The following is a 21467-nucleotide window of genomic DNA, read 5'->3' as shown; positions in this document are numbered from 1 at the left end:
GCACGCCTGTATTTACGATGGGACGGGAGCCTGGTACTCCGATTTCGTACAGCGCAGTTTATGCCCTGGGCCACAGTACAGAAAAATCCAGCCCACTGTTACTATATACAGGCACAAGTAACATGAAAAAATTACTGCTTTTGCTACTGGTGACCTCATCTGCTATAGCAAATAATACCAACGATCCTGTTAACCAGGCCGTTGCATTTAATAAGTGGTACGTGAACCAAATTAACAATAATAATTTCCCGATTACCGACGGTAAGGATATCGATAAATACGTTACTGCATCAACAATGCAGAAACTAAGGCGAACACAAGATCCAAATTATGATGATGAGGTTTTCTATTCTTCTGATTTTTTTCTAAAATCACAATATATCGGTGACGACTGGACAGAGAATGTGGCCATATCCTCATATGACTGGGATCCTGTCTGCGTAAACGTCAATATAACGTTCGGCAAAAAAAATCCTCACACAGTTATTGATTGTATGGTTAATGAAAATGGCGAGTGGAAAGTACAGTCCGTTGCTGCACGCGATAACAATTAACGACGTTATGACAGAGTTACTATGCCATGGCACATCCGCGAATACCCCTGCTATATCGCCGGAAAGTAAAAAAGCCTGCGCGAACTAAATGGGATTTTTATATTTTCCGTGTCAATGATAATGGAATCGACCCCAGCTAATTGACAAACAACAAAAAACCCTTAAGTCTGATTGCTGGCAGGCTTAAGGGTTCCGGCCCCATCCGGCGCTTATCTCCGGCACTCACAATGGCTTAGCTCTTGAAGGGGCGATAAGAAGAATCTCATACACTGATAATTTTTTTTTAACACAAATTGCGGTTTGATTATTTTTTGAGCGCAGTCAATGACATAATTAGCGCGTAGTTTCACTAATTGCGTCTAACAACAGGCGTAACCCAGCTGGCTGATGCTCCCGAGAAAGGTATAAACCATAAATCGGCAGGCATTTGGGCTGTAGCTCTGGTAATAAGCGAATTAACGCCCCCTGCGCCAGCCCTTCCCGCGCCTCCAGTTCCGGCACCAGCGCAATGCCCATTCCCGCCTGCGCCGACTCACAGAGCAGCGAAGAGATTCCGGCGCTCAAGTTCCCTTTAATCGCAACGGCGACATCCTGGTCGTAGACATCCTGAAAGTGCCAGGATTTACCAGCAAACCCGCTGTAATAGAGGCAATTGTGCCGCGTCAGATCGTCGAGCGTTTCAGGAGTACCGTATTGATGCAGGTAATCTACAGACGCGCAGAGCACCGATTTACAGTCGCCAAGGCGACGGGCGATGGTTCCGGGTTCGGGATTTTCCGTTATACGGATTGCCACATCAATCCGTTCTCCTACCAGGCTTACCGGTTGATTATTGATCTCCACCTCGATCCGCAACTGCGGATACTGCGCCAGAAATGTGGGCAGTACCGGCGCTAATATATGCATAGCAGTAAAGTGCGCACAGGCCACACGTAGCGTGCCACTGGGCGTTTGCGCGGCGCTGGCGGCCCCGATATCCAGCGAGAGTTGCGCCAGAGAACGTGTTTTCGCTAATGCCTCTTCACCCGCTGGCGTGATCGTCAAGCGACGCGATGATCGATGGATAAGCCTTGCGCCTGCCCATTTTTCCATCTCGTCGAGGTAACGACTGACCATCGGACGGGAAAGCCCCAATGCACGTGCAGCGGCGCTCAGACTGCCCAAATCACAGATATGGTTAAATACCGTTGCCGCCATTACTCTGTCCATTACATCCCATCCGATCGTTTTATGAAACTCAGCATGTCCTAATGAGGGAATTCTAACAGATCCGAATTTCCTTAAAATACGGGAACTATCAAAAGACAATTCCCTGCATAAGGTTACCCGGCATGAAAGTTAAAACTCTGGCCCTGCTGTTACCTCTCTTCGCTTCTTCAGCCTTCGCCGCGCCGCTACAACTGGAGGTTTACAATCCCCAGGACAAGGGTATTTTCCCGGTCTCTTCGACGCTGGTGTCTGGTCCCAAAGAGGCCATTTTGTTTGACGCCCAGTTCAGCACCAAAGATGGCGAACAACTGGTGCAGATGATTCACGCCAGCGGTAAAACGCTGAAGGCTATCGTGATCACCTCCGGCGATCCGGATTTCTATTTTGGCCTGCAGCCTATCGTCAATGCCTTCCCACAGGTAAAAGTTCTGGCAACACCACACGTAGTGGACCATATCCGCGCCACCAAAGAGGCTAAACTGCAGTTCTGGGGTCCGCAAATGAAGGATGGTGCGCCAACATCGCTCACCGTTCCGCAGGCGACAACGCAAACGCAGTTCACGGTTGATGGCGAAACACTGGAACTGCGCCATCCCGACGATTATGCAGCCTATGTCTGGATCCCAGCAAACCGTGCCATTATTGGCGGTACTGGCGTGGCTTCCGGTATACATGTCTGGACGGCAGATACTCAGTCTGCAGAACAACGTAGCGCATGGCGTAGCGTACTGAGCGAAATGCAGAACTTACACCCCACTCAGGTGATCCCAGGTCATTACATTGGCGAACGCCCTACGGGCGATAAAGCGATTCGCTTCACTCAGGACTATTTGCAGTCGTTTGAGCAGGCATTAGAGGCGAAGAAAGGATCTGACTATGTGATTAAAACCATGACCGCGGCTTGGTCAGGTCTCGCGGACACAAGCTCTCTGGAGCTAAGTGCAAAAGTCAATACCGGTGAGATGAAGTGGTAATGAAGATTTAAGGCAAAAAATAACCCCGAACGCGTGTCGGGGTTTTTACTCGATAAGCATACCGGAATCAATGAACGCCCATGCGCCAGGCAAAATAGATCTCTTCTTTCAGTTCAATCGATGAAAGCGCCAGTAAATCAGCAAACTCCAGTTCGAGTTGTTTCAGTCTTTTCAGGTACTGAGCCGGTGAAAGATCGGATTTATCACGACGTAAAAATTCTATTGCCAGTTGGGCCGGGTCTAATTGGGTAGACATATCATCCTCGCTTGTGTTCAAAACCTGCACAGTATAACACCATTCCCTGCGCAGATAATGACCAAAAGCAATATGCATCACAAAATTGCGGTCGTCAGACGCGACGTGCAACACAATCGTCCCTGGTCATCGAAAATCTCAATTTGCCACACCTGATGACGGGAGCCGGTATGCACCACACGACATACCCCTCTGACGCGGCCCTCCCGCGCGGAGCGAATGTGGTTGGCGTTGACCTCCAGGCCCACCACTTTCTGTTCACCCTGAGTACACAGGTAGCCTGCCACCGAACCCATGCTTTCCGCCAGTACTACGGATGCGCCGCCGTGCAGCAAACCAAAAGGTTGTTTGGTACGGTGATCCACCGGCATCGTGGCTTCCAGCGAATCGTCACCAATGTGCACAAAACGGATATCGAGCAGCCCAACCATGTTTCCTTCACCCATGGCATTGAGCGCCTCAAGGGTGACTTCACGTTTCCAGATCATCCTATAATCTCCAGCAGTGCCTGTAATGGATGGCGAACTCCCGTACCTTCAACGCGTTTTACCTGACTGCGACAGGAGTATCCGGTCGCCAGACAACGGTTACGCGGCAATCGTTGCATTGCCTGGTGCCATGATAACTCATAGATCCCGAGTGAGTTCTGATGATTCTTCACTTCGTGACCATAGGTACCCGCCATACCACAGCAACCCACGCTGACGTTTTCCAACTTTGCGCCAAAGCAGGCAAAAATAGCCGCCCACTGCGCAGGCGCGCCTGGCAGAGCTGTCACTTCGGTACAGTGACCAAAGAAGTACCACGGTTCACCGCCAACCGCGATTGGCTGCTGCGCTTCCACAATTGTCGATAACCACTCGTTGGCTAACAACACATGGAAATCACCCCGCTGTTCCCCGAGCACCAGTTTGTATTCGTCGCGATAACAAAGCACCAGCGCAGGATCAACACCCACCATCGGAATATTCAGCTTCGCCACCCGATTGAGAAACTCCGATGTTTTCTTCGCGGTTTTCGCAAAACGGTTTAAAAAGCCCTTAATATGCTGCGCCTTGCCGTTTGGCGAGAACGGTAGCAGTACCGGCTGCATGCCCAGCTTTTCAACCAGGCGTATAAAATCAGCCACCACCTGCGCATCGTAATAGCTGGTGAACGGATCCTGCACCACCAGCACTGTACGCGCTTTTTGCTCAAGAGTGAGTGATTCGAGCTGTTCCAGCGTCATATTGGCGGAGCGATGACCAACCAGCTGACGTTGTAGCGAAGGCGCAGACAACAGCGGTAAATCGACCATACCGATGTGCTTTTTCGCCAGATTACGTACCAGCGGCTGATTGATGAAAAAGTTAAACGTTTTGGGTGCCCGCGCCATTAACGGCGCATAGCTCTCAACGGTCGCCACCATGTGATCGCGCAGCGGGCGCAGATAACGCGTGTGGTACAGCTGCAGGAAGCGCGAGCGGAACTCCGGCACATCGATTTTAATCGGACACTGTGTTGAACAGGCTTTACATGCCAGACAGCCGGACATTGCCTCTTTTACTTCGTGCGAGAAATCATATTCGCCCTTGCGCGCATGCCAACTGTTGCGGGTACGGGCAATCAGCGCACGTAAACTGGCGCGTTTTTCCGGTAGCTCTTTTTCCAGCTGTATTGGGTCGATCCCGCGATCAGCTAACAAACGTAGCCATTCACGCACCAGGGTAGCTCGCCCTTTTGGCGAATGAATACGGTTGAGGCTGATTTTCATCGACGGGCACATGGGACTTTTCGCATCGAAGTTAAAGCATAACCCGTTGCCGTTACACTCCATTGCCCCGCGCCACTCCTGACGTACGGCCAGTGGGATCTGACGATCATACGTCCCGCGCTTCACCGCATCTACTTTCATCATCGGCGCATCTACGTCTTCCGGTGGACAGATTTTCCCTGGATTGAGACGGTTTTGCGGATCAAACACTGATTTCACTTTACGCAGTTCGCGGTACAGCTCCTCCCCGAAGAATGCCGGACTGTATTCTGCACGAAAACCTTTCCCGTGCTCGCCCCACAGCAAACCGCCATATTTTGCCGTCAGCGCGACAACATCATCAGAAATGCGCTTCATCAGTACTTCCTGCTGCGGGTCGCACATATCCAGCGCCGGCCTGACGTGCAGCACGCCGGCATCCACGTGACCAAACATGCCATAACTCAGACCGTGGCTGTCGAGCAACGCACGGAACTCGGCAATATAGTCAGCCAGATGCTCCGGCGGAACACAGGTGTCCTCGGCAAACGGAATAGGTTTTGCAGCACCTTTTGCATTCCCCAACAAACCGACTGCTTTTTTACGCATGGCGTAAATACGCTCTACGCCCGAGAGTTCAGTACACAGTTGCCAACCAATGACACCGGCCTCCTGACGGGCAATTAACCCATCCAGACGTTCACACAGCGCACTAACCTGAGCATCGATCAATGCTTCATCGTCACCCGCAAATTCGACGATATTCAGGCCCAACATCTCTTTATCAGGGACATCGGTAATCAATTCACTGACCGAATGCCAGACAATATCTTCCCGCGCCAGATTAAGCACTTTGGAGTCGACGGTTTCTACTGACAGCGCGCGCGCGTCCACCATCACCGGAGCGTTACGTAGTGCCGAGTCAAACGAGTCGTACTTGACGTTAACCAACTGTCTGACTTTGGGCAACGGCGTGATATCCAGACGGGCTTCGGTGATAAACGCCAGCGTACCTTCAGAGCCGGTCAGAATGCGGGTTAAATCAAATTCGGTCATCTCATCATTAAAGACGTGCCGTAAATCGTACCCGGTCAGGAAGCGATTAAGTTTCGGGAATTTATCAATGATCAGTTTTCGGTTGTCGCGGCAACGTTCATAAACTGTCTTGTAAATGCGTCCAATGGTGGTATTGCTGTTACCCAACGTTTGGGCAAGTTCGACCGGCATGGGTTGAGTATCAAGAATATCGCCCCCCATCAGCACCGCGCGGATCCCCAGTACGTGATCGGAGGTTTTACCGTAAACCAACGAACCTTGTCCGGAGGCATCGGTATTGATCATCCCTCCCAGCGTAGCCCGGTTACTGGTAGATAATTCGGGAGCAAAGAAATAGCCGTAAGGCTTCAGAAACTGGTTGAGCTGATCTTTGATTACCCCAGCTTCGACCCGCACCCAACCTTCCTGCACATTGATTTCAATGATACGGCTCATGTAGCGAGACATATCAACAATAATGCCCTGATTCAGCGCCTGACCATTGGTTCCGGTGCCGCCGCCGCGCGGAGTAAAAATGAGCGAAGAGAAAAGAGGTTCTGCCGCCAGACGGGCGATTAGCGCCACATCTGCGGTTGAACGAGGGAAAACCACAGCATCAGGAAGCAGCTGATAAATACTGTTATCCGTCGACATTGTCAGACGATCGGCATAGCTCGTTGCCGTATCGCCCGTAAATCCTTGCTGCTCCAGCGCCTGCAAAAAGTTGAGCACCAGTTGAACGACACCCGGTGCCTGAGAAATTTGTGGAATCATTATAGTGACCCTTTCCTGCGGTCTGTGTTGTGAATTTAATCGTTTGCGTGTTGCTTTGTTTGTTGTATCACATTTTTTTCTAATACGCTCAGCAGATTTACAGGCAGAATCCACCTGTTCAAAACCGCTGAAATTGCTCATCATTACAGGGTGTCATTTAGATGTTCACGTCGCGTCAACGTTCTGACGCAAAGACAAAGGTGAAAAGTATTTATGGTAAATTTCCGTCAGCCCAGGGATATTGCACAAGTGCTGCTATCGGTGCTGTTTTTAGCCATCATGATTGTGGCGTGTCTCTGGATTGTTCAACCCTTTATCCTCGGTTTTGCCTGGGCAGGTACGGTGGTCATTGCGACCTGGCCCATCCTGCTACGCTTACAAAAACTGCTCTGGGGGCGTCGCTCGCTGGCCGTGCTGGTGATGACCCTGCTGCTGGTACTGTTGTTTATCATTCCTATCGCGCTGCTGGTTAATAGCATTGTGGATGGCAGCGGGCCGTTGATCCATGCCGTAACCGCAGGCGATATGACGCTGCCGGATCTGGCGTGGCTGAATAGTATTCCGTTAGTCGGCGCCAAAATGTATGCCGCATGGCACAGCCTGCTGGATATGGGCGGCTCGGCCATCATGGCGAAGGTTCGTCCTTATATTGGCACGACGACAACCTGGTTCGTCGGTCAGGCTGCACATATTGGCCGCTTTATGATGCACTGTGGTCTGATGCTGCTGTTCAGTGCCCTACTGTACTGGCGCGGTGAACAGGTAGCGTTAGGTATTCGTCACTTCGCTTGCCGCCTGGCATCCAAACGCGGCGATGCCGCCATTCTGCTGGCAGCACAGGCCATTCGCGCCGTCGCATTAGGCGTCGTGGTCACCGCACTGGTGCAGGCCGTGCTCGGCGGTATTGGTTTGGCGGTAACCGGCGTGCCGTATGCCACGCTGCTGGCAGTGGTGATGATCCTCTCTTGTCTGGTACAGCTGGGCCCCTTGCCGGTGCTGGTCCCGGCCATTATCTGGCTGTACTGGACGGGCGATTCAACCTGGGGCACAGTGCTGCTCGTGTGGAGCGGTGTGGTCGGAACGCTGGATAACGTGATTCGCCCGATGCTGATTCGTATGGGTGCCGATTTACCATTGATCCTGATTCTCTCAGGGGTCATCGGTGGACTAATTGCATTCGGCATGATTGGCCTGTTTATCGGCCCGGTGGTCCTGGCTGTTTCCTGGCGTCTGTTCTCCGCATGGGTAAACGAAGCCCCTGCGCCGGATAGCGATCCGGATACAATCCTCGAAGAAATTGCTGAAATAGAACGCAATAAGTAATCCCACGTCAGGCGGCACAGCTGCCTGACTGTTTAACAATTCTAATTAATCCCTCCCATTTACTGAATCAGACCCAACGTTGCCCTTCTTTAAACACTCATTTGTGTCGCAAATTCTTTACAGTTTTTAAACTATTGAGATGAATCTGATCGACGTTAAAAAGCCGTATGCCTACTATTAGCCCATGGCTTTAGATCAACACATTGATTTATAAGCATGGAAATCCCCTGAGTGAAACAACGAATTGCTGTGTGTAGTCTTTGCCCATCTCCCACGATGGGCTTTTTTTTTGTCCTTCGTACCCTTCTAATCGCCATACTCTCCTTTCTTAACTTTCCCACCATTCAACGGTCTGTACCAATTAAAAAAGTGGTTTCGATATCAAGCACAAAACCGTGATATTGTTGAAGGCTCAGGGGGCTGACGGACAGATATCAGCCAATATTTATAGGGTAATCAATGAAAACCGTAACTGTAAGAAATGTCGTAATTGGCAAGGGTGCGCCGAAGATCATTGTCTCACTGATGGCTAAAGACATCGCAATGGTAAAAAGTGAAGCGCTGACCTATCGCGAAGCGGATTTCGATATTCTGGAATGGCGCGTTGACCATTTTGCCGATGTCGCATCCATTGACGCAGTACTGGACGCTGCGCGCGCCATCCGCGAGATTCTGCCTGACAAGCCGTTACTTTTTACCTTCCGTACTGCGCAGGAAGGCGGCGAGCAGGCCTTACCTGCTGAAGACTATTTCGCACTAAACCGTGCAGCGATAGACTGTGGTCTGGTGGATATGATCGATCTCGAGCTATTCACTGGTGATGCGCAGGTGAAAGCAACCGTTGAGCAAGCTCACGCCAAAAAAGTCCTGGTTATTATGTCGAATCATGATTTTCATAAAACGCCGGCCGCTGAGGAGATTGTTCAGCGTCTGCGTAAAATGCAGGAACTGGACGCCGATATCCCCAAAATTGCGCTGATGCCGCAATGCAAAACGGATGTGCTGACGCTGCTCAGCGCGACGCTGGAAATGCATGAACGCTATGCCGATCGTCCAATTATCACGATGTCGATGGCAAAAAACGGGGTGATTTCTCGTTTAGCTGGCGAGGTTTTTGGTTCAGCAGCCACGTTCGGTGCGGTGAAAAAAGCATCTGCTCCGGGGCAAATCGCAGTGACCGATCTGCGCACTGTACTGACAATATTGCATCAGGCTTAAGCGTGGAAGGATAAAATACCGGATGACGATGCTACCGCATCTTATCCGGCCCACGAATGATACTCACCGTAGGCCGGATAACGCGCTTACGCCACCATCCGGCATAATGTTACTTGTTCAGTTCAGCCAGGCTCAGCCAGGTCTGCACGACGGTATCCGGGTTCAGCGACAGACTGTCGATCCCCTCTTCCATCAGCCAGGCCGCGAAGTCTTCGTGGTCAGAGGGACCCTGACCGCAGATACCCACGTATTTGCCTTGTTTCTTGGCTGCGCGAATCGCCATCGACAGCAGAGCTTTCACCGCGTCGTTACGCTCATCAAACAGTTCAGAAACCACACCAGAGTCACGGTCCAGACCCAGCGCCAGCTGCGTCATGTCGTTTGAGCCGATGGAGAAGCCGTCGAAGTACTCGAGGAACTGCTCGGCCAGCAAGGCGTTGGACGGGATCTCACACATCATGATGATCTTCAGTCCGTTCTCACCGCGTTTCAGCCCTTGGCGTGCCAGCTCTTCCACCACCGCTTTCGCCTGGGCAACGGTACGTACAAACGGTACCATCACTTCGACGTTAGTCAGGCCCATATCGTTACGGACACGTTTCACTGCGTCACATTCCAACGCGAAACAGTCGCGGAAGCTATCAGCAACGTAACGGCCCGCTCCACGGAAGCCCAGCATCGGGTTCTCTTCATGCGGCTCATAACGCTCACCGCCGACGAGGTTGGCATATTCGTTGGACTTAAAGTCAGACATACGCACGATGACGCGTTTCGGATAAAACGCCGCCCCCAGCGTCGCGATCCCTTCCGTCAGACGACCCACGTAGAATTCACGTGGAGAATCGAAACCTTTCATCATGGCGCGGATTTCGTTTTGCAACTCAGGCGTCTGGTCATCGAACTCCAGCAGCGCGCGAGGGTGTACACCAATCATGCGGTTAATGATAAATTCCAGACGAGCCAGGCCAACACCTTCGTTTGGCAGGCAGGCGAAGTCGAAAGCGCGGTCCGGGTTACCGACGTTCATCATCACCTTCAACGGCAGATCCGGCATGGTTTCGACGCTGGAACTCTTCACGCTAAAGTCGAGCATGTCAGCGTAAACATAACCGGTGTCACCTTCGGCACAGGAGACAGTAACCTTCTCACCGTCTTTCATGCGCTCGGTAGCATCGCCACAGCCAACCACTGCCGGGATCCCCAGCTCACGGGCGATGATCGCCGCGTGACAGGTGCGACCGCCACGGTTGGTGACAATCGCCGCAGCTTTCTTCATGATCGGTTCCCAATCCGGGTCGGTCATGTCAGTCACCAGCACATCGCCGGGTTCGATACGGTTCATTTCGCTGATGTCCTGAATGACTTTGACCGGACCCGCGCCAATGCGGTGACCGATGGCACGACCTTCAGCAATAATTTTACCCTGCGCATGCAGCGTATAACGCTCCATCACCTGGCCACGAGAACGCACGGTTTCCGGACGCGCCTGCACAATAAACAGCTTGCCGGTATGACCGTCTTTCGCCCATTCGATGTCCATCGGACGACCGTAGTGCTTCTCGATCTGTACCGCCTGCTTCGCCAGTTCCTGCACTTCAGCATTGGTCAGGGAGAAAATGTCGCGCTGTTCCTGCGGGACATCTTCAATCGTTACCTGCTTACCGTGTTCCTGGGTTGGCGCGTAGACCATACGGATTTTTTTCGAACCCATTGTGCGACGGACGATAGCCGGACGATTAGCTGCCAGCGTCGGTTTGTGCACATAGAATTCATCCGGGTTAACGGCCCCCTGCACGACCATCTCGCCCAGGCCCCATGCAGACGTGATAAACACCACCTGATCGAAACCGGATTCGGTATCGATGGAGAACATGACGCCGGAAGACGCGAGGTCTGAGCGCACCATCCGCTGCACACCCGCAGAGAGCGCTACGCCACGATGGTCATAACCCTGATGGACACGATAAGAGATCGCACGGTCGTTAAACAACGAGGCAAATACGTGTTTGATAGCAACCAGTACAGCATCAAATCCCTGGACGTTGAGGAAGGTTTCCTGCTGCCCGGCAAATGACGCATCTGGCATATCTTCTGCGGTGGCGGAAGAACGTACGGCAAAAGATGCATGGGCATCGTCCGCTGACAGCTGCGCGTAAGCATCGCGGACGGCATTTTCCAGCTCCGGCTGGAAAGGAGTGTCGATAATCCACTGGCGGATCTGCGCGCCGGCTTTTGCAAGCTCGGTGACATCGTCAATATCCGTTTTATCCAGCAGCTCATAAATGCGCTGGTTTACACCGCTTTGGTCCAGAAACTGGTTAAACGCATCGGCGGTCGTTGCAAAACCATTCGGTACGGAAACACCCATACCTGAAAGGTTAGTAATCATTTCACCCAGGGAGGCATTTTTGCCCCCAACTCTGTCTACATCATTCATGCCGAGTTGGTTATACCAAAGCACCAGCGGTGACGAGCCATTGTTGGACATCGAACAATCCTTATATTTGAACGAGGTTAGAAAACTCAATTTTGCGTAATTATCTTTGCATATTTACTCCAGCGAAAAAAACGGTGAATCGTTCAAGCAACTTTATTTTTTATTTTTTCAGATTGTTTCCGCATTTGCGCAAACCCGCGAGCCACAGGGGATTTCCACAAAAACTACCGGTATAAACATTTGTTCCGAAAAATGAAATGTACTTTTCATTAAATATAAAAATACCGTTTCATTTTATAAAAAAGATGCAGCAATATTCGCTTCTGGCGAATTTTAATTTATGCTTTCAGAGAATTATGTCTGCCCAGGATGAGCAAAATGGATAATGCTGTTGATCGTCATGTATTTTATATTTCTGATGGTACGGCCATCACCGCCGAGGTATTGGGCCACGCGGTAATGTCGCAATTTCCGGTCACGATCAGCAGCATTACGCTGCCGTTTGTGGAAAATGAGAGCCGTGCGCGGGCGGTAAAAGACCAGATTGACGCGATCTACCAACAAACTGGCGTGCGTCCTCTGGTGTTCTACTCCATCGTCCTGCCAGAAATACGCTCAATCATTTTGCAAAGCGAGGGGTTTTGTCAGGATATCGTGCAGGCGTTGGTTGCTCCGCTGCAGCACGAGATGAAGCTCGATCCCACGCCAATCGCCCATCGCACCCACGGTCTGAATCCCGGTAATCTCAACAAATACGACGCGCGCATTGCCGCTATTGATTACACCCTTGCCCATGACGATGGTATTTCGTTGCGCAACCTCGATCAGGCGCAGGTGATCCTGCTTGGCGTTTCCCGTTGCGGCAAAACCCCGACCAGTTTGTACTTGGCGATGCAGTTTGGTATTCGCGCCGCCAACTACCCCTTTATTGCCGATGATATGGATAATCTGGTACTGCCAGCGTCCCTGAAGCCGTTACAGCATAAATTGTTCGGCCTGACCATCGACCCAGAGCGCCTGGCGGCAATCCGCGAAGAACGCCGGGAGAACAGTCGGTACGCTTCGCTGCGCCAGTGCCGGATGGAAGTTGCTGAGGTAGAAGCGCTATACCGGAAAAATCAAATCCCATGGCTGAACAGTACCAATTATTCGGTAGAAGAGATTGCTACCAAGATCCTCGACATTATGGGGCTGAATCGGCGCATGTACTAGAACGCTAGTTCATTGGTTCGATTTTTTGTTATGATGCTCGCCACCAGGCAGGATGAGTGTGATATTGTGATGTACATCACTTCCCGGTAGTCCTGCCGTTGAAGCAACAAATTTCTGAGACAAATAATGAACAGAACCGATGAACTCCGTACTGCGCGTATTGACAACCTGGTCACTCCAGCAGAGCTTGCGCAACGGTATCCTGTTTCGTCCTCCGTCGCCCGTCATGTCACGGAATCCCGACGCCGGATAGAAAAAATTTTAAATGGTGAAGACCCGCGTTTGCTGGTGATCGTGGGTCCCTGCTCGATTCACGATCTTGATGCCGCCATGGAATACGCGACGCGTTTGCAGGCCCTGCGCGAGAAACATCAGGCGCGTCTGGAAATCGTAATGCGCACCTATTTTGAAAAACCGCGCACCGTCGTGGGTTGGAAAGGTTTAATTTCCGATCCGGATTTAAACGGCAGCTACCGCGTAAATCACGGCATTGAACTGGCGCGTAAACTGCTGTTGCAGGTTAATGAATTAAGCGTACCGACGGCAACAGAATTCCTCGACATGGTGACCGGTCAGTTTATTGCCGATTTAATCAGTTGGGGAGCCATTGGCGCGCGCACCACCGAAAGCCAAATCCACCGCGAGATGGCATCCGCGCTCTCCTGCCCGGTCGGTTTTAAGAACGGTACAGATGGCAATACGCGTATCGCCGTCGATGCAATTCGTGCCTCTCGCGCCAGTCACATGTTCCTCTCACCGGATAAAACCGGCCAGATGACCATTTACCAGACCAGCGGTAATCCTTACGGGCATATCATCATGCGCGGCGGTAAAAAACCGAATTATTATGCGGAAGATATTGCCGCCGCCTGCGATACGCTGCACGAATTTTCGCTGCCTGAGCATCTGGTGGTCGATTTTAGTCACGGCAATTGCCAGAAGCAGCATCGTCGTCAGCTGGAAGTATGCGATGACGTCTGTCTGCAAATTCGTAATGGTTCGACGGCGATTGCCGGGATTATGGCCGAGAGTTTCCTGCGTGAAGGTACGCAAAAAATCGTTAGCGGCCAGCCGCTGGTGTACGGTCAGTCCATTACTGACCCGTGCCTGAACTGGGAGGATACCGAACTGCTGGTTGAAAAACTCGCCTCTGCGGTTGATAGCCGTTTTTAATGCTGTTCGCCGGGTAACACTACGTTGCCCGGTGCTAATCCTATGTTTTCCCCCTCTTTGCTGTACAAAATCCGTTCTCGTCACAATTATTTCACAAAAATGCTTGCCGCAAATTTGCTGTTTGATGATAATGATTATCATTGTTACATTGATTGTTATTTTTAAACACTATGTCACGTATGGATAACTCAACAACAACGTCTGCAAAAGAAAATGCACCGCCTTCTGCCGCGCCAAATGAGCGTCAAATTGACAGCAAAAGCCTGCTGGGTAAAGAAGGACGTGTGATCATAGAACATGATGGTCAGCACTACTTGTTGCGCCAGACCCAAACCGGAAAACTCATTCTGACCAAATAAACAATACTGTTCGCCAGCCACCCAGGTCATACCCAGGCAGCCAGCGCTTTTCGATTTCCTAATGGAGAGTTGCTATGCCATACCTGCACACCGCATCCCTACGTCCTTCGCTGTTGGCGCTGGCGATTGTCAGTAGCCTGCCCGCCATCGCGTATGCAGCGGTCGAAGATATGACCGTCACCGCCACCGGCAACGCCCGTAGCGTCTTTGAAGCGCCAATGATGGTCAGCGTGATAGATGCCACCGCCCCGGAAAACCAGACCGCCAGTTCGGCTGCTGACCTGCTACGCAAGGTTCCAGGGCTGACCCTCGATGGCACGGGGCGCACCAACGGTCAGGACGTGAATCTGCGCGGCTACGATCGACGCGGCGTTCTGGTGCTGGTTGACGGCGTTCGCCAAGGAACTGATACCGGGCACCTGAACAGTACCTTCCTCGACCCGGCGCTTATCAAACGCATCGAAGTCGTACGCGGTCCCTCTGCACTGCTGTACGGCAGCGGCGCACTTGGCGGCGTGATCGCGTATGACACTGCGGATGCCAAGGATCTGCTGGAAGCCGGAAAAAACAGCGGTTACCGCGTATTTGGTACTGCGGGAACCGGCGATCACAGCCTCGGTATGGGCGCCAGCGCGTTTGGGCGCACCGATACGCTGGACGGACTGCTTGCATGGTCGAGTCGCGATCGAGGTGATTTGCGCCAGAGCGACGGTACTACGGCGCCAAACGACGAAGCGATCAACAATATGCTGGCGAAAGGCAGTTGGAAAATTGACGGCGCCCAGACGCTGGCAGGCTCGTTACGCTACTACAACAATGAGGCCCGTGAACCTAAGAACCCACAAACCAGCGCGACGGATGCCACCAGCAACCCGATGACTGACCGTTCAACCATCCAGCGCGATGCGCAACTGACCTACTCGCTCGCTCCGGCAGACAATGACTGGCTGAACGCGGATGCCCGTATTTACTGGTCCGAAGCGCGCATTAATGCACAAAACATGGATAACACCAGCGAATTTCGCAAACAGACCACCAAAGGCGGTAAAATCGACAATCGCAGCCGCCTGTTTACCGACTCTTTTGCCTCTCACCTGCTGACCTATGGCGGCGAATATTATCGTCAGGAACAACAGCCTGGCGGCACAACCACCGGTTTCCCGGAGGCAAAGATCGATTTCAGCTCCGGCTGGCTACAGGATGAAATCACCCTGCGCGACCTGCCGGTTACGCTGCTCGGTGGGACCCGTTATGACTCGTATCGCGGTAGCAGCGATGGTTACGCGGATGTTGATGCCGACAAATGGTCGTCCCGCGCCGGACTCACCGTTACGCCAGCCGACTGGCTGATGCTGTTCGGTTCATACGCTCAGGCCTTCCGTGCGCCGACCATGGGCGAGATGTATAACGATGCTAAACATTTCTCTATTGGTCGTTTCTACACTAACTACTGGGTACCCAATCCTAACCTGCGTCCGGAAACCAACGAAACGCAGGAATACGGATTTGGCCTGCGCTTTGACGATCTGCTGATGGCAAGCGATGCGCTCGAATTTAAAGCCAGCTATTTCGACACCAAAGCGAAAGATTACATCTCCACCAGCGTCGACTTTGCTGCCGCAACAACGATGTCCTATAACGTCCCCAACGCCAAAATTTGGGGTTGGGACGTCATGGCGAAATATACCGCCGACTTATTCAGCCTCGACATGGCCTATAACCGTACGCGCGGCAAAGATACTGACACGGGCGAATACATTTCCAGCATTAACCCGGACACCGTCACCAGCAAACTAAATGTGCCGGTTGCGCACAGCGGATTCTCCGTGGGCTGGATAGGGACATTTGCCGACCGCTCCACGCATATCAGCAGCAGCTACGCTAAACAGCCCGGCTATGCGGTAAACGATTTCTACGTGAGCTATCAGGGTCAACAAGCGCTGAAAGGCATGACCACCACGCTGGTGCTGGGCAACGCCTTCGACAAAGAGTACTGGTCGCCGCAAGGCATTCCGCAGGATGGTCGCAATGGCAAAATTTTCGTGAGTTATCAGTGGTAATCACTTTTCCCCGGTTCGCCGGGGTAGCAATCTGGAAGGAAGAGACAATGAATCATTACACATGCTGGCTGGAACTGAAGAAAGAAAATCCCGGTAAATACGCACGCGATATTGCAGGGTTGATGAATATTAGTGAAGCCGAGCTGACCTTTGCGCGTGTCGGCCATGACGCCTGGCGCTTACGTGGCAAAGTCCGCGAAATCCTCGGCGCACTGGAAACCGTAGGCGAAACCAAATGCATTTGCCGCAACGAATATGCGGTGCATGAACAGGTTGGCGCTTTTACCAATCAGCACCTGAACGGTCATGCCGGACTGGTTCTTAATCCGCGCGCCCTCGACCTGCGTCTGTTCCTTAATCAGTGGGCAAGCGCCTTCCATATCAGTGAGACCACGGCCCACGGCGAGCGTCAGAGCATTCAGTTCTTTGACCATCAGGGGGATGCGCTGCTGAAAGTCTATGCCACACAGAATACTCTCGTTGAGGAATGGGCTGCGTTGCTGACCCGTTTCATCTTCGCTGAAAACCCGCCACTGGTACTGCAACCTGCTAACACGTCTGCACCAGCCGCCATCACGGTCGATGCGCATACGGTTGATCAAGAGTGGCGAGCCATGACCGATGTACATCAGTTCTTCGGTCTGCTGAAACGCCACGAGCTCACCCGTCAACAGGCATTTAATCTCGTTGGTGACGATCTGGCCTGCAAAGTTTCTAATCGTGCACTGGCGCAGATACTTGATGCCGCACGCCAGGATGGCAATGAAATTATGGTCTTCGTAGGTAATCGCGGGTGCGTACAGATTTTTACCGGCGTAATAGAAAAACTGGTGTCGATGAAAGGCTGGCTGAATATATTCAACCCGGCATTTACCTTACATCTGCTGGAAGAGAGCGTGGCAGAAACGTGGGTAACGCGCAAACCGACCGCCGATGGCCACGTCACCAGTCTGGAACTGTTTGCTGCCGACGGCACGCAAATCGCCCAGTTGTATGGTCAACGTACGGAAGGCGAACCTGAGCAGACGCAATGGCGCGCACAGATTGACGCGCTCACGCCGAAAGGACTTGCCGCATGAAAAAACTGCTGGTCCTGATTGCTCTGCTGCCCATCGCAGCGCTGGCTGCGCCCGTGGAACGAGTTGTTGCGCTCGGTGGGGATGTCACGGAGATTGTCTACGCGTTGGGCGCACAGTCATCTCTTGTGGCGCTCGACAGCACCAGCCAGTGGCCGGAAGCGGCAACCGCATTGCCGGATGTGGGCTATTTGCGCCAACTCAACGCCGAAGGGATCCTTGCCACCCGCCCTACGCTGGTCCTTGCCAGCGCACAGGCGCAGCCCTCTCTGGCGCTAAAACAGGTTGAGCAGAGCAATGTCAGGGTTGTCACGATCCCGGCGAGCAACGATCTCAACGTGATTGATGAAAAAATCCGCGTCATCGCCGAAGCAACCCACCGGGAGGATGAGGGCGAAACGCTGCGCACCCGCTTACGTCAGGAACTGGCGGCATTGCCGTCATCCGGACTTAACAAACGCGTACTGTTTATTCTCAATCATGGCGGAATGACCGCGATGGCAGCAGGTCAACAAACCGGAGCCGATGCGGCGATTCGTGCCGCCGGTTTGCGCAATGCCATGCAGGGCGTTACCCGCTATCAGCCGATGTCACAAGAAGGCGTCATTGCCAGCCAGCCCGATCTGGTAGTGATTTCACAAGATGGCGTTAAGGCGATGGGTGGCGAAGCGAACCTGTGGGCGCTGTCGGGTCTTGCGCAGACGCCAGCTGGACGGAATAAACAGGTATTGCAGATTGACGATATGGCGCTGCTCGGCTTTAGCATACGCACGCCACAGGCGATATTGCAGCTTCGTGCCAAAGCAGAGCAATTGCCCTGATGTCCCGACGAATCAGTTGTTCTTTATGGGCACTCGCCTTCATGTTGGTCGTGGCAACCATCCTGGCTACCGGTTTTGGCGCGTTGCGCCTGCCGGTAAGTCTGCTTTGGCGCGATGGCGATGAAGCGCTGCGTCAAATTTGGCTCACAATTCGTCTGCCGCGCGTTCTGCTGGCGTTAATCATTGGTGGCGCTCTGGCGCTCGCAGGCTGCGTGATGCAGGGACTGTTTCGCAACCCGCTTGCCGATCCGGGATTGCTGGGCATAAGCAGCGGTGCCGCCTGCGCCGTCGCTTTATGGGTCGTGCTACCTGTCTCTTTACCCGCATTGTTGATGCTGTACGCCCCAATGCTGGCCGCTTTTATTGGCGCCCTGGCGGCAACGGTAGTGATTTTTATCCTCAGCCAACAGCGCGGCGGTTCACTCTCACGTCTGTTACTGGTCGGTATTGCAATTAACGCGCTCTGCGGAGCGGCGGTTGGCGTTTTGTCATGGGTCAGTAATGATGCGCAATTGCGCCAGTTGTCGTTATGGGGGATGGGAAGTCTGGGGACCGCGCAGTGGCCAACGCTGCTGGCTGTCACGTCACTGACTATCCCGACGGTACTGACCATCTGGCGTCTGGCACCGGCGCTGAACCTGCTGCAGTTGGGTGAAGAAGACGCGCATTATCTCGGTGTAGATGTGCGTAGCGTTCAACGTATTTTGCTACTGTGTAGCGCATTGCTGGTTGCCTCAGCCGTAGCGGTAACCGGTGTCATTGGCTTCATCGGGTTGGTTATCCCACATTTAATGCGTATGTGGCTCGGTTCAGACCATCGGGCCGTTATCCCCGGCTCCGTGCTGGCGGGCGCGTTTTTATTGCTGGTTGCCGACACGCTGGCCCGTACGGCGGTTGCGCCTGCGGAGATGCCAGTCGGTCTGTTAACCAGTCTCCTTGGCGCTCCGTGGTTTTTATGGCTTATTTTTCGTCAGCGAGGACCGCATGGCTGAACATTTTATCGCTGAAGGGCTTCATTATCGTGTGGCTGGCAGAGCGGTGATTAACGACGTATCCCTCTCCCTCGCAAAAGGTGAACTGGTGGCGCTCATTGGCCCAAACGGCGCGGGGAAATCCACCCTGCTGCGCCTGCTGACCGGTTTTCTGCAACCGGCGAGTGGATGCTGCATGCTGGCGGACAAACCGCTGGATGAATGGCCTCCCCAGACGCTGTCACGACATCGGGCAGTGATGCGCCAGCAAACACGGCTGGGATTTGACTGGCCGGTAGAGGCCGTTATCGCGATGGGACGCGCGCCCTGGACGCCGCGGCCGGAGCCACGACTCATCGCTCAGGTGATGGAAATGACCGGATGCACACCGTTGGCGGGCCGGCAATACGCCGCGCTTTCCGGCGGCGAACAACAGCGCGTACAGTTGGCCCGTGCGCTGGCGCAACTTTGGTGCGACGGTGCGCCTCGTGGCTGGTTATTCCTTGATGAGCCTACTTCGGCGCTGGATCTTTATCACCAGCAGCATTTGTTGCGCCTGCTGAAGACGCTCACCGCGTCACAAGAGCTACATGTGTGTATTGTGCTTCACGATCTGAACCTCGCCGCATTGTGGGCAGACAAAATAGTGCTGCTGCACAACGGCAGGCTGGTGTCGCAGGGAACGCCGGCGGCTGTGTTACAGGCCGATGATCTGCAGCACTGGTACGGTGCTCAGATACACGTTGGTCAGCATCCGGCCACCGTGTCCCCGCAGGTGTTTCTGGCACCTTAGCTCGAACAGCTCACCTCCAGCCGTTTACCCCAGTCAGGAGGACGGCTGACATAGTCATCATCACGATCGACAAACGGAGTACGCAACGCTGAATGCAACCGATGCAGTTCGGCGTAATCCCCCTGCTCCGCCTGACTAATCGCCCGCTGCGCCAGCCAGTTACGTAACACCATTGCCGGATTTGTCGCTTTCATCTGCGTTTGTCTGACCGCATCGGCGATGCCGTCTTGCTGCAGGCGCGCGCGATACCGAGCGAACCAGTCGTCAAACGCCGCGCGGTCGATAAACTCATCGCGCAGCGGGGATTGCGCACTGTGTTGTTCCGTTTGGCAGAGCATGCGAAACGTTCGCGTATAATCACTTCTTTCTCGCGCCATCAGACTAAACAGTTCGCTAAGCAGATCGTTATCGTTTTTTTGCTCACTAAAGAAACCGAGTTTTTGCCGCATCCGTTGACCGTAGCGAGTCAACAGTGCCCGTTGGTAACTGTCCAGCGCATCATTGAGCGCCTCGACCGGGATAAATGGTGACAGGGTTTGCGCCAGACGTTGCATGTTCCACAGCGCCGCGGCTGGTTGATTATCGAAACTGTATCGCCCCTGATTGTCTGAGTGGTTGCAGATAAAATCGGGCACGTAGTCATCAAGAAAACCGAATGGACCGTAATCCATCGTCAGCCCCAGAATCGACATGTTGTCCGTGTTCATCACACCATGCGCGAATCCTATCGCCTGCCAGTCAGCGACTAGTGTTGCAGTACGCGTGACAACATCATTAAACCACAACAGATACTTATCGGCTTCTTCCTGCCATTGCGGCCAGTAATGCCGAATCGCAAAGTCAGCCAGTTGGCGCACTTTTTCCGGCTCGCGACGATAGTAAAAGTGTTCAAAATGGCCAAAGCGCATATGGCTTTGCGCCACACGAATGAGCATCGCTCCTGCTTCTACCGTTTCGCGATACACCGGCGTGTCGCTGGTCACAATCGACAATGCCCGCGTGGTCGGTATGCCCAGATAATGCATCGCTTCGCTGGCCAGGCTCTCGCGAATTGTCGAGCGCAGCACGGCGCGCCCATCTCCCATGCGGGAATAAGGCGTAAGCCCGGCCCCTTTCAGGTGCCAGTCAAGCGTTGAGCCATCCGCAAGTTGTTGTTCGCCTAGTAGGATCCCGCGGCCATCGCCAAGCTGGCCTGCCCAAACGCCGAACTGATGCCCGCTATAAACTTGCGCTACAGGCGACATCCCGGGCAGCAGCGATTCGCCTCCCCAAACACCTGCACCGGTTGGAATATCAAATAGCGACTCCGGTATCGCTAATTGCTCCGCCAGCGCATCGTTATGCCAGATCAGGCGCGCATTTTTCAGGGGAGTAGGCAAAAGAGCTGTATAGGTTGCTGGTAACTCATCACGCCAGCGGGTGGTAAAAGACAGGGTCATAGGGCCTCCTGCCTCTAGTGTAGACTGTTAATAGTCTGTTAAACACCAGCA

General features: G+C 53.1%; 18 protein-coding genes and 1 other RNA gene. 13 read left to right on the top strand and 6 right to left on the bottom strand.

The annotated features are described in order from the left end of the window. Window positions 1-122: 122 nt before the first annotated feature. A complete protein-coding gene (locus On2M_RS14270; protein WP_210905009.1) occupies window positions 123-554 on the top strand; it encodes a DUF3828 domain-containing protein in 432 nt (143 codons plus the stop codon). 333 nt (window positions 555-887) lie between these two features. Here On2M_RS14270 and On2M_RS14265 read toward each other — a convergent pair whose 3' ends face one another. Continuing rightward, on the bottom strand, window positions 888-1763 hold the full coding sequence (locus On2M_RS14265; RefSeq protein WP_210905008.1) for a LysR family transcriptional regulator: 876 nt from the start codon (window positions 1761-1763) through the stop codon (window positions 888-890). Window positions 1764-1885: 122 nt separating this feature from the next. Here On2M_RS14265 and On2M_RS14260 point away from each other — a divergent pair, with 122 nt between their 5' ends. Then, window positions 1886-2737: a Vmh family MBL fold metallo-hydrolase gene (locus tag On2M_RS14260; RefSeq protein WP_151219033.1), complete on the top strand. Its 852-nt coding sequence runs from the start codon at window positions 1886-1888 to the stop codon at window positions 2735-2737. Window positions 2738-2804: 67 nt separating this feature from the next. On the opposite strand, the gene On2M_RS14255 is transcribed toward On2M_RS14260, so the two are convergent. From On2M_RS14255 to On2M_RS14245, 3 genes are all read right to left on the bottom strand, one after another. Continuing rightward, window positions 2805-2993 (bottom strand): YdiH family protein, encoded by a 189-nt coding sequence (locus tag On2M_RS14255; protein WP_151219032.1) that lies wholly within the window; start codon window positions 2991-2993, stop codon window positions 2805-2807. Window positions 2994-3070: 77 nt separating this feature from the next. Further along, window positions 3071-3481 carry a 1,4-dihydroxy-2-naphthoyl-CoA hydrolase gene (gene menI, locus On2M_RS14250; RefSeq protein WP_187252534.1) on the bottom strand — a complete coding sequence of 137 codons (411 nt, stop codon included), beginning with the start codon at window positions 3479-3481 and terminating at the stop codon, window positions 3071-3073. Next, window positions 3478-6534 (bottom strand): FAD-binding and (Fe-S)-binding domain-containing protein, encoded by a 3057-nt coding sequence (locus tag On2M_RS14245; RefSeq protein ID WP_151225381.1) that lies wholly within the window; start codon window positions 6532-6534, stop codon window positions 3478-3480. The genes menI and On2M_RS14245 overlap by 4 nt, the downstream gene beginning before the upstream one ends. A gap of 213 nt (window positions 6535-6747) precedes the next feature. On the opposite strand from On2M_RS14245, the gene ydiK reads away from it, so the two are divergent. The 3 genes from ydiK to aroD all read left to right on the top strand — a co-directional run bounded on the left by ydiK (window position 6748) and on the right by aroD (window position 9075). Next, the gene (gene ydiK / locus On2M_RS14240) at window positions 6748-7857 is read left to right on the top strand and encodes an AI-2E family transporter YdiK (protein ID WP_151219029.1); all 1110 of its coding nucleotides are present in this window, start codon (window positions 6748-6750) and stop codon (window positions 7855-7857) included. Window positions 7858-8041: 184 nt separating this feature from the next. Then, an RNA gene (gene rprA / locus On2M_RS14235) (antisense sRNA RprA) lies at window positions 8042-8149 on the top strand. A 167-nt stretch (window positions 8150-8316) separates the two neighbouring features. Further along, window positions 8317-9075 carry a type I 3-dehydroquinate dehydratase gene (aroD, locus tag On2M_RS14230; protein WP_187252535.1) on the top strand — a complete coding sequence of 253 codons (759 nt, stop codon included), beginning with the start codon at window positions 8317-8319 and terminating at the stop codon, window positions 9073-9075. Window positions 9076-9184: 109 nt separating this feature from the next. Here the strand turns inward: aroD and ppsA are convergent, their stop codons facing one another. Further along, window positions 9185-11563 (bottom strand): phosphoenolpyruvate synthase, encoded by a 2379-nt coding sequence (gene ppsA / locus On2M_RS14225; protein WP_187252536.1) that lies wholly within the window; start codon window positions 11561-11563, stop codon window positions 9185-9187. Window positions 11564-11890: 327 nt separating this feature from the next. Here ppsA and ppsR point away from each other — a divergent pair, with 327 nt between their 5' ends. The 8 genes from ppsR (at window position 11891) to On2M_RS14185 (ending at window position 19977) form a co-directional block, all read left to right on the top strand. Beyond that, window positions 11891-12724 (top strand): posphoenolpyruvate synthetase regulatory kinase/phosphorylase PpsR, encoded by an 834-nt coding sequence (gene ppsR / locus On2M_RS14220; RefSeq protein ID WP_003030553.1) that lies wholly within the window; start codon window positions 11891-11893, stop codon window positions 12722-12724. Between the two features lie 126 nt (window positions 12725-12850). Continuing rightward, window positions 12851-13897 (top strand): 3-deoxy-7-phosphoheptulonate synthase AroH, encoded by a 1047-nt coding sequence (gene aroH, locus On2M_RS14215; protein WP_151219027.1) that lies wholly within the window; start codon window positions 12851-12853, stop codon window positions 13895-13897. A 170-nt stretch (window positions 13898-14067) separates the two neighbouring features. Beyond that, window positions 14068-14256, top strand: a complete 189-nt coding sequence (gene hemP / locus On2M_RS14210) for a hemin uptake protein HemP (protein WP_151219026.1) — start codon at window positions 14068-14070, stop codon at window positions 14254-14256. A 74-nt stretch (window positions 14257-14330) separates the two neighbouring features. Further along, window positions 14331-16316, top strand: a complete 1986-nt coding sequence (locus tag On2M_RS14205) for a TonB-dependent hemoglobin/transferrin/lactoferrin family receptor (protein ID WP_210905007.1) — start codon at window positions 14331-14333, stop codon at window positions 16314-16316. A 47-nt stretch (window positions 16317-16363) separates the two neighbouring features. Further along, window positions 16364-17395 (top strand): ChuX/HutX family heme-like substrate-binding protein, encoded by a 1032-nt coding sequence (chuS, locus tag On2M_RS14200; RefSeq protein ID WP_210905006.1) that lies wholly within the window; start codon window positions 16364-16366, stop codon window positions 17393-17395. Further along, window positions 17392-18213, top strand: coding sequence for a hemin ABC transporter substrate-binding protein (locus tag On2M_RS14195; protein ID WP_187252539.1), 822 nt, complete (start codon window positions 17392-17394; stop codon window positions 18211-18213). The genes chuS and On2M_RS14195 overlap by 4 nt, the downstream gene beginning before the upstream one ends. Then, a complete protein-coding gene (locus On2M_RS14190) occupies window positions 18213-19205 on the top strand; it encodes an iron ABC transporter permease (RefSeq protein ID WP_210905005.1) in 993 nt (330 codons plus the stop codon). The genes On2M_RS14195 and On2M_RS14190 overlap by 1 nt, the downstream gene beginning before the upstream one ends. Continuing rightward, a complete protein-coding gene (locus On2M_RS14185; RefSeq protein ID WP_210905004.1) occupies window positions 19198-19977 on the top strand; it encodes a heme ABC transporter ATP-binding protein in 780 nt (259 codons plus the stop codon). Before On2M_RS14190 ends, On2M_RS14185 begins: the two co-directional genes overlap by 8 nt. Here On2M_RS14185 and selO read toward each other — a convergent pair. Next, entirely contained in the window at window positions 19974-21416 is a 1443-nt protein-coding gene (gene selO, locus On2M_RS14180; RefSeq protein WP_210905003.1) for a protein adenylyltransferase SelO, read from the bottom strand. The two genes, On2M_RS14185 and selO, sit on opposite strands and share 4 nt — an antisense overlap. Window positions 21417-21467 lie beyond the last annotated feature (51 nt).

The sequence above is a fragment of the Citrobacter sp. On2M genome, assembly GCF_018035235.1.
GTDB lineage: Bacteria > Pseudomonadota > Gammaproteobacteria > Enterobacterales > Enterobacteriaceae > Citrobacter > Citrobacter meridianamericanus.
Note: the sequence above shows the minus strand (reverse complement) of the source record. Positions and strands in the feature narration are given on the sequence as shown.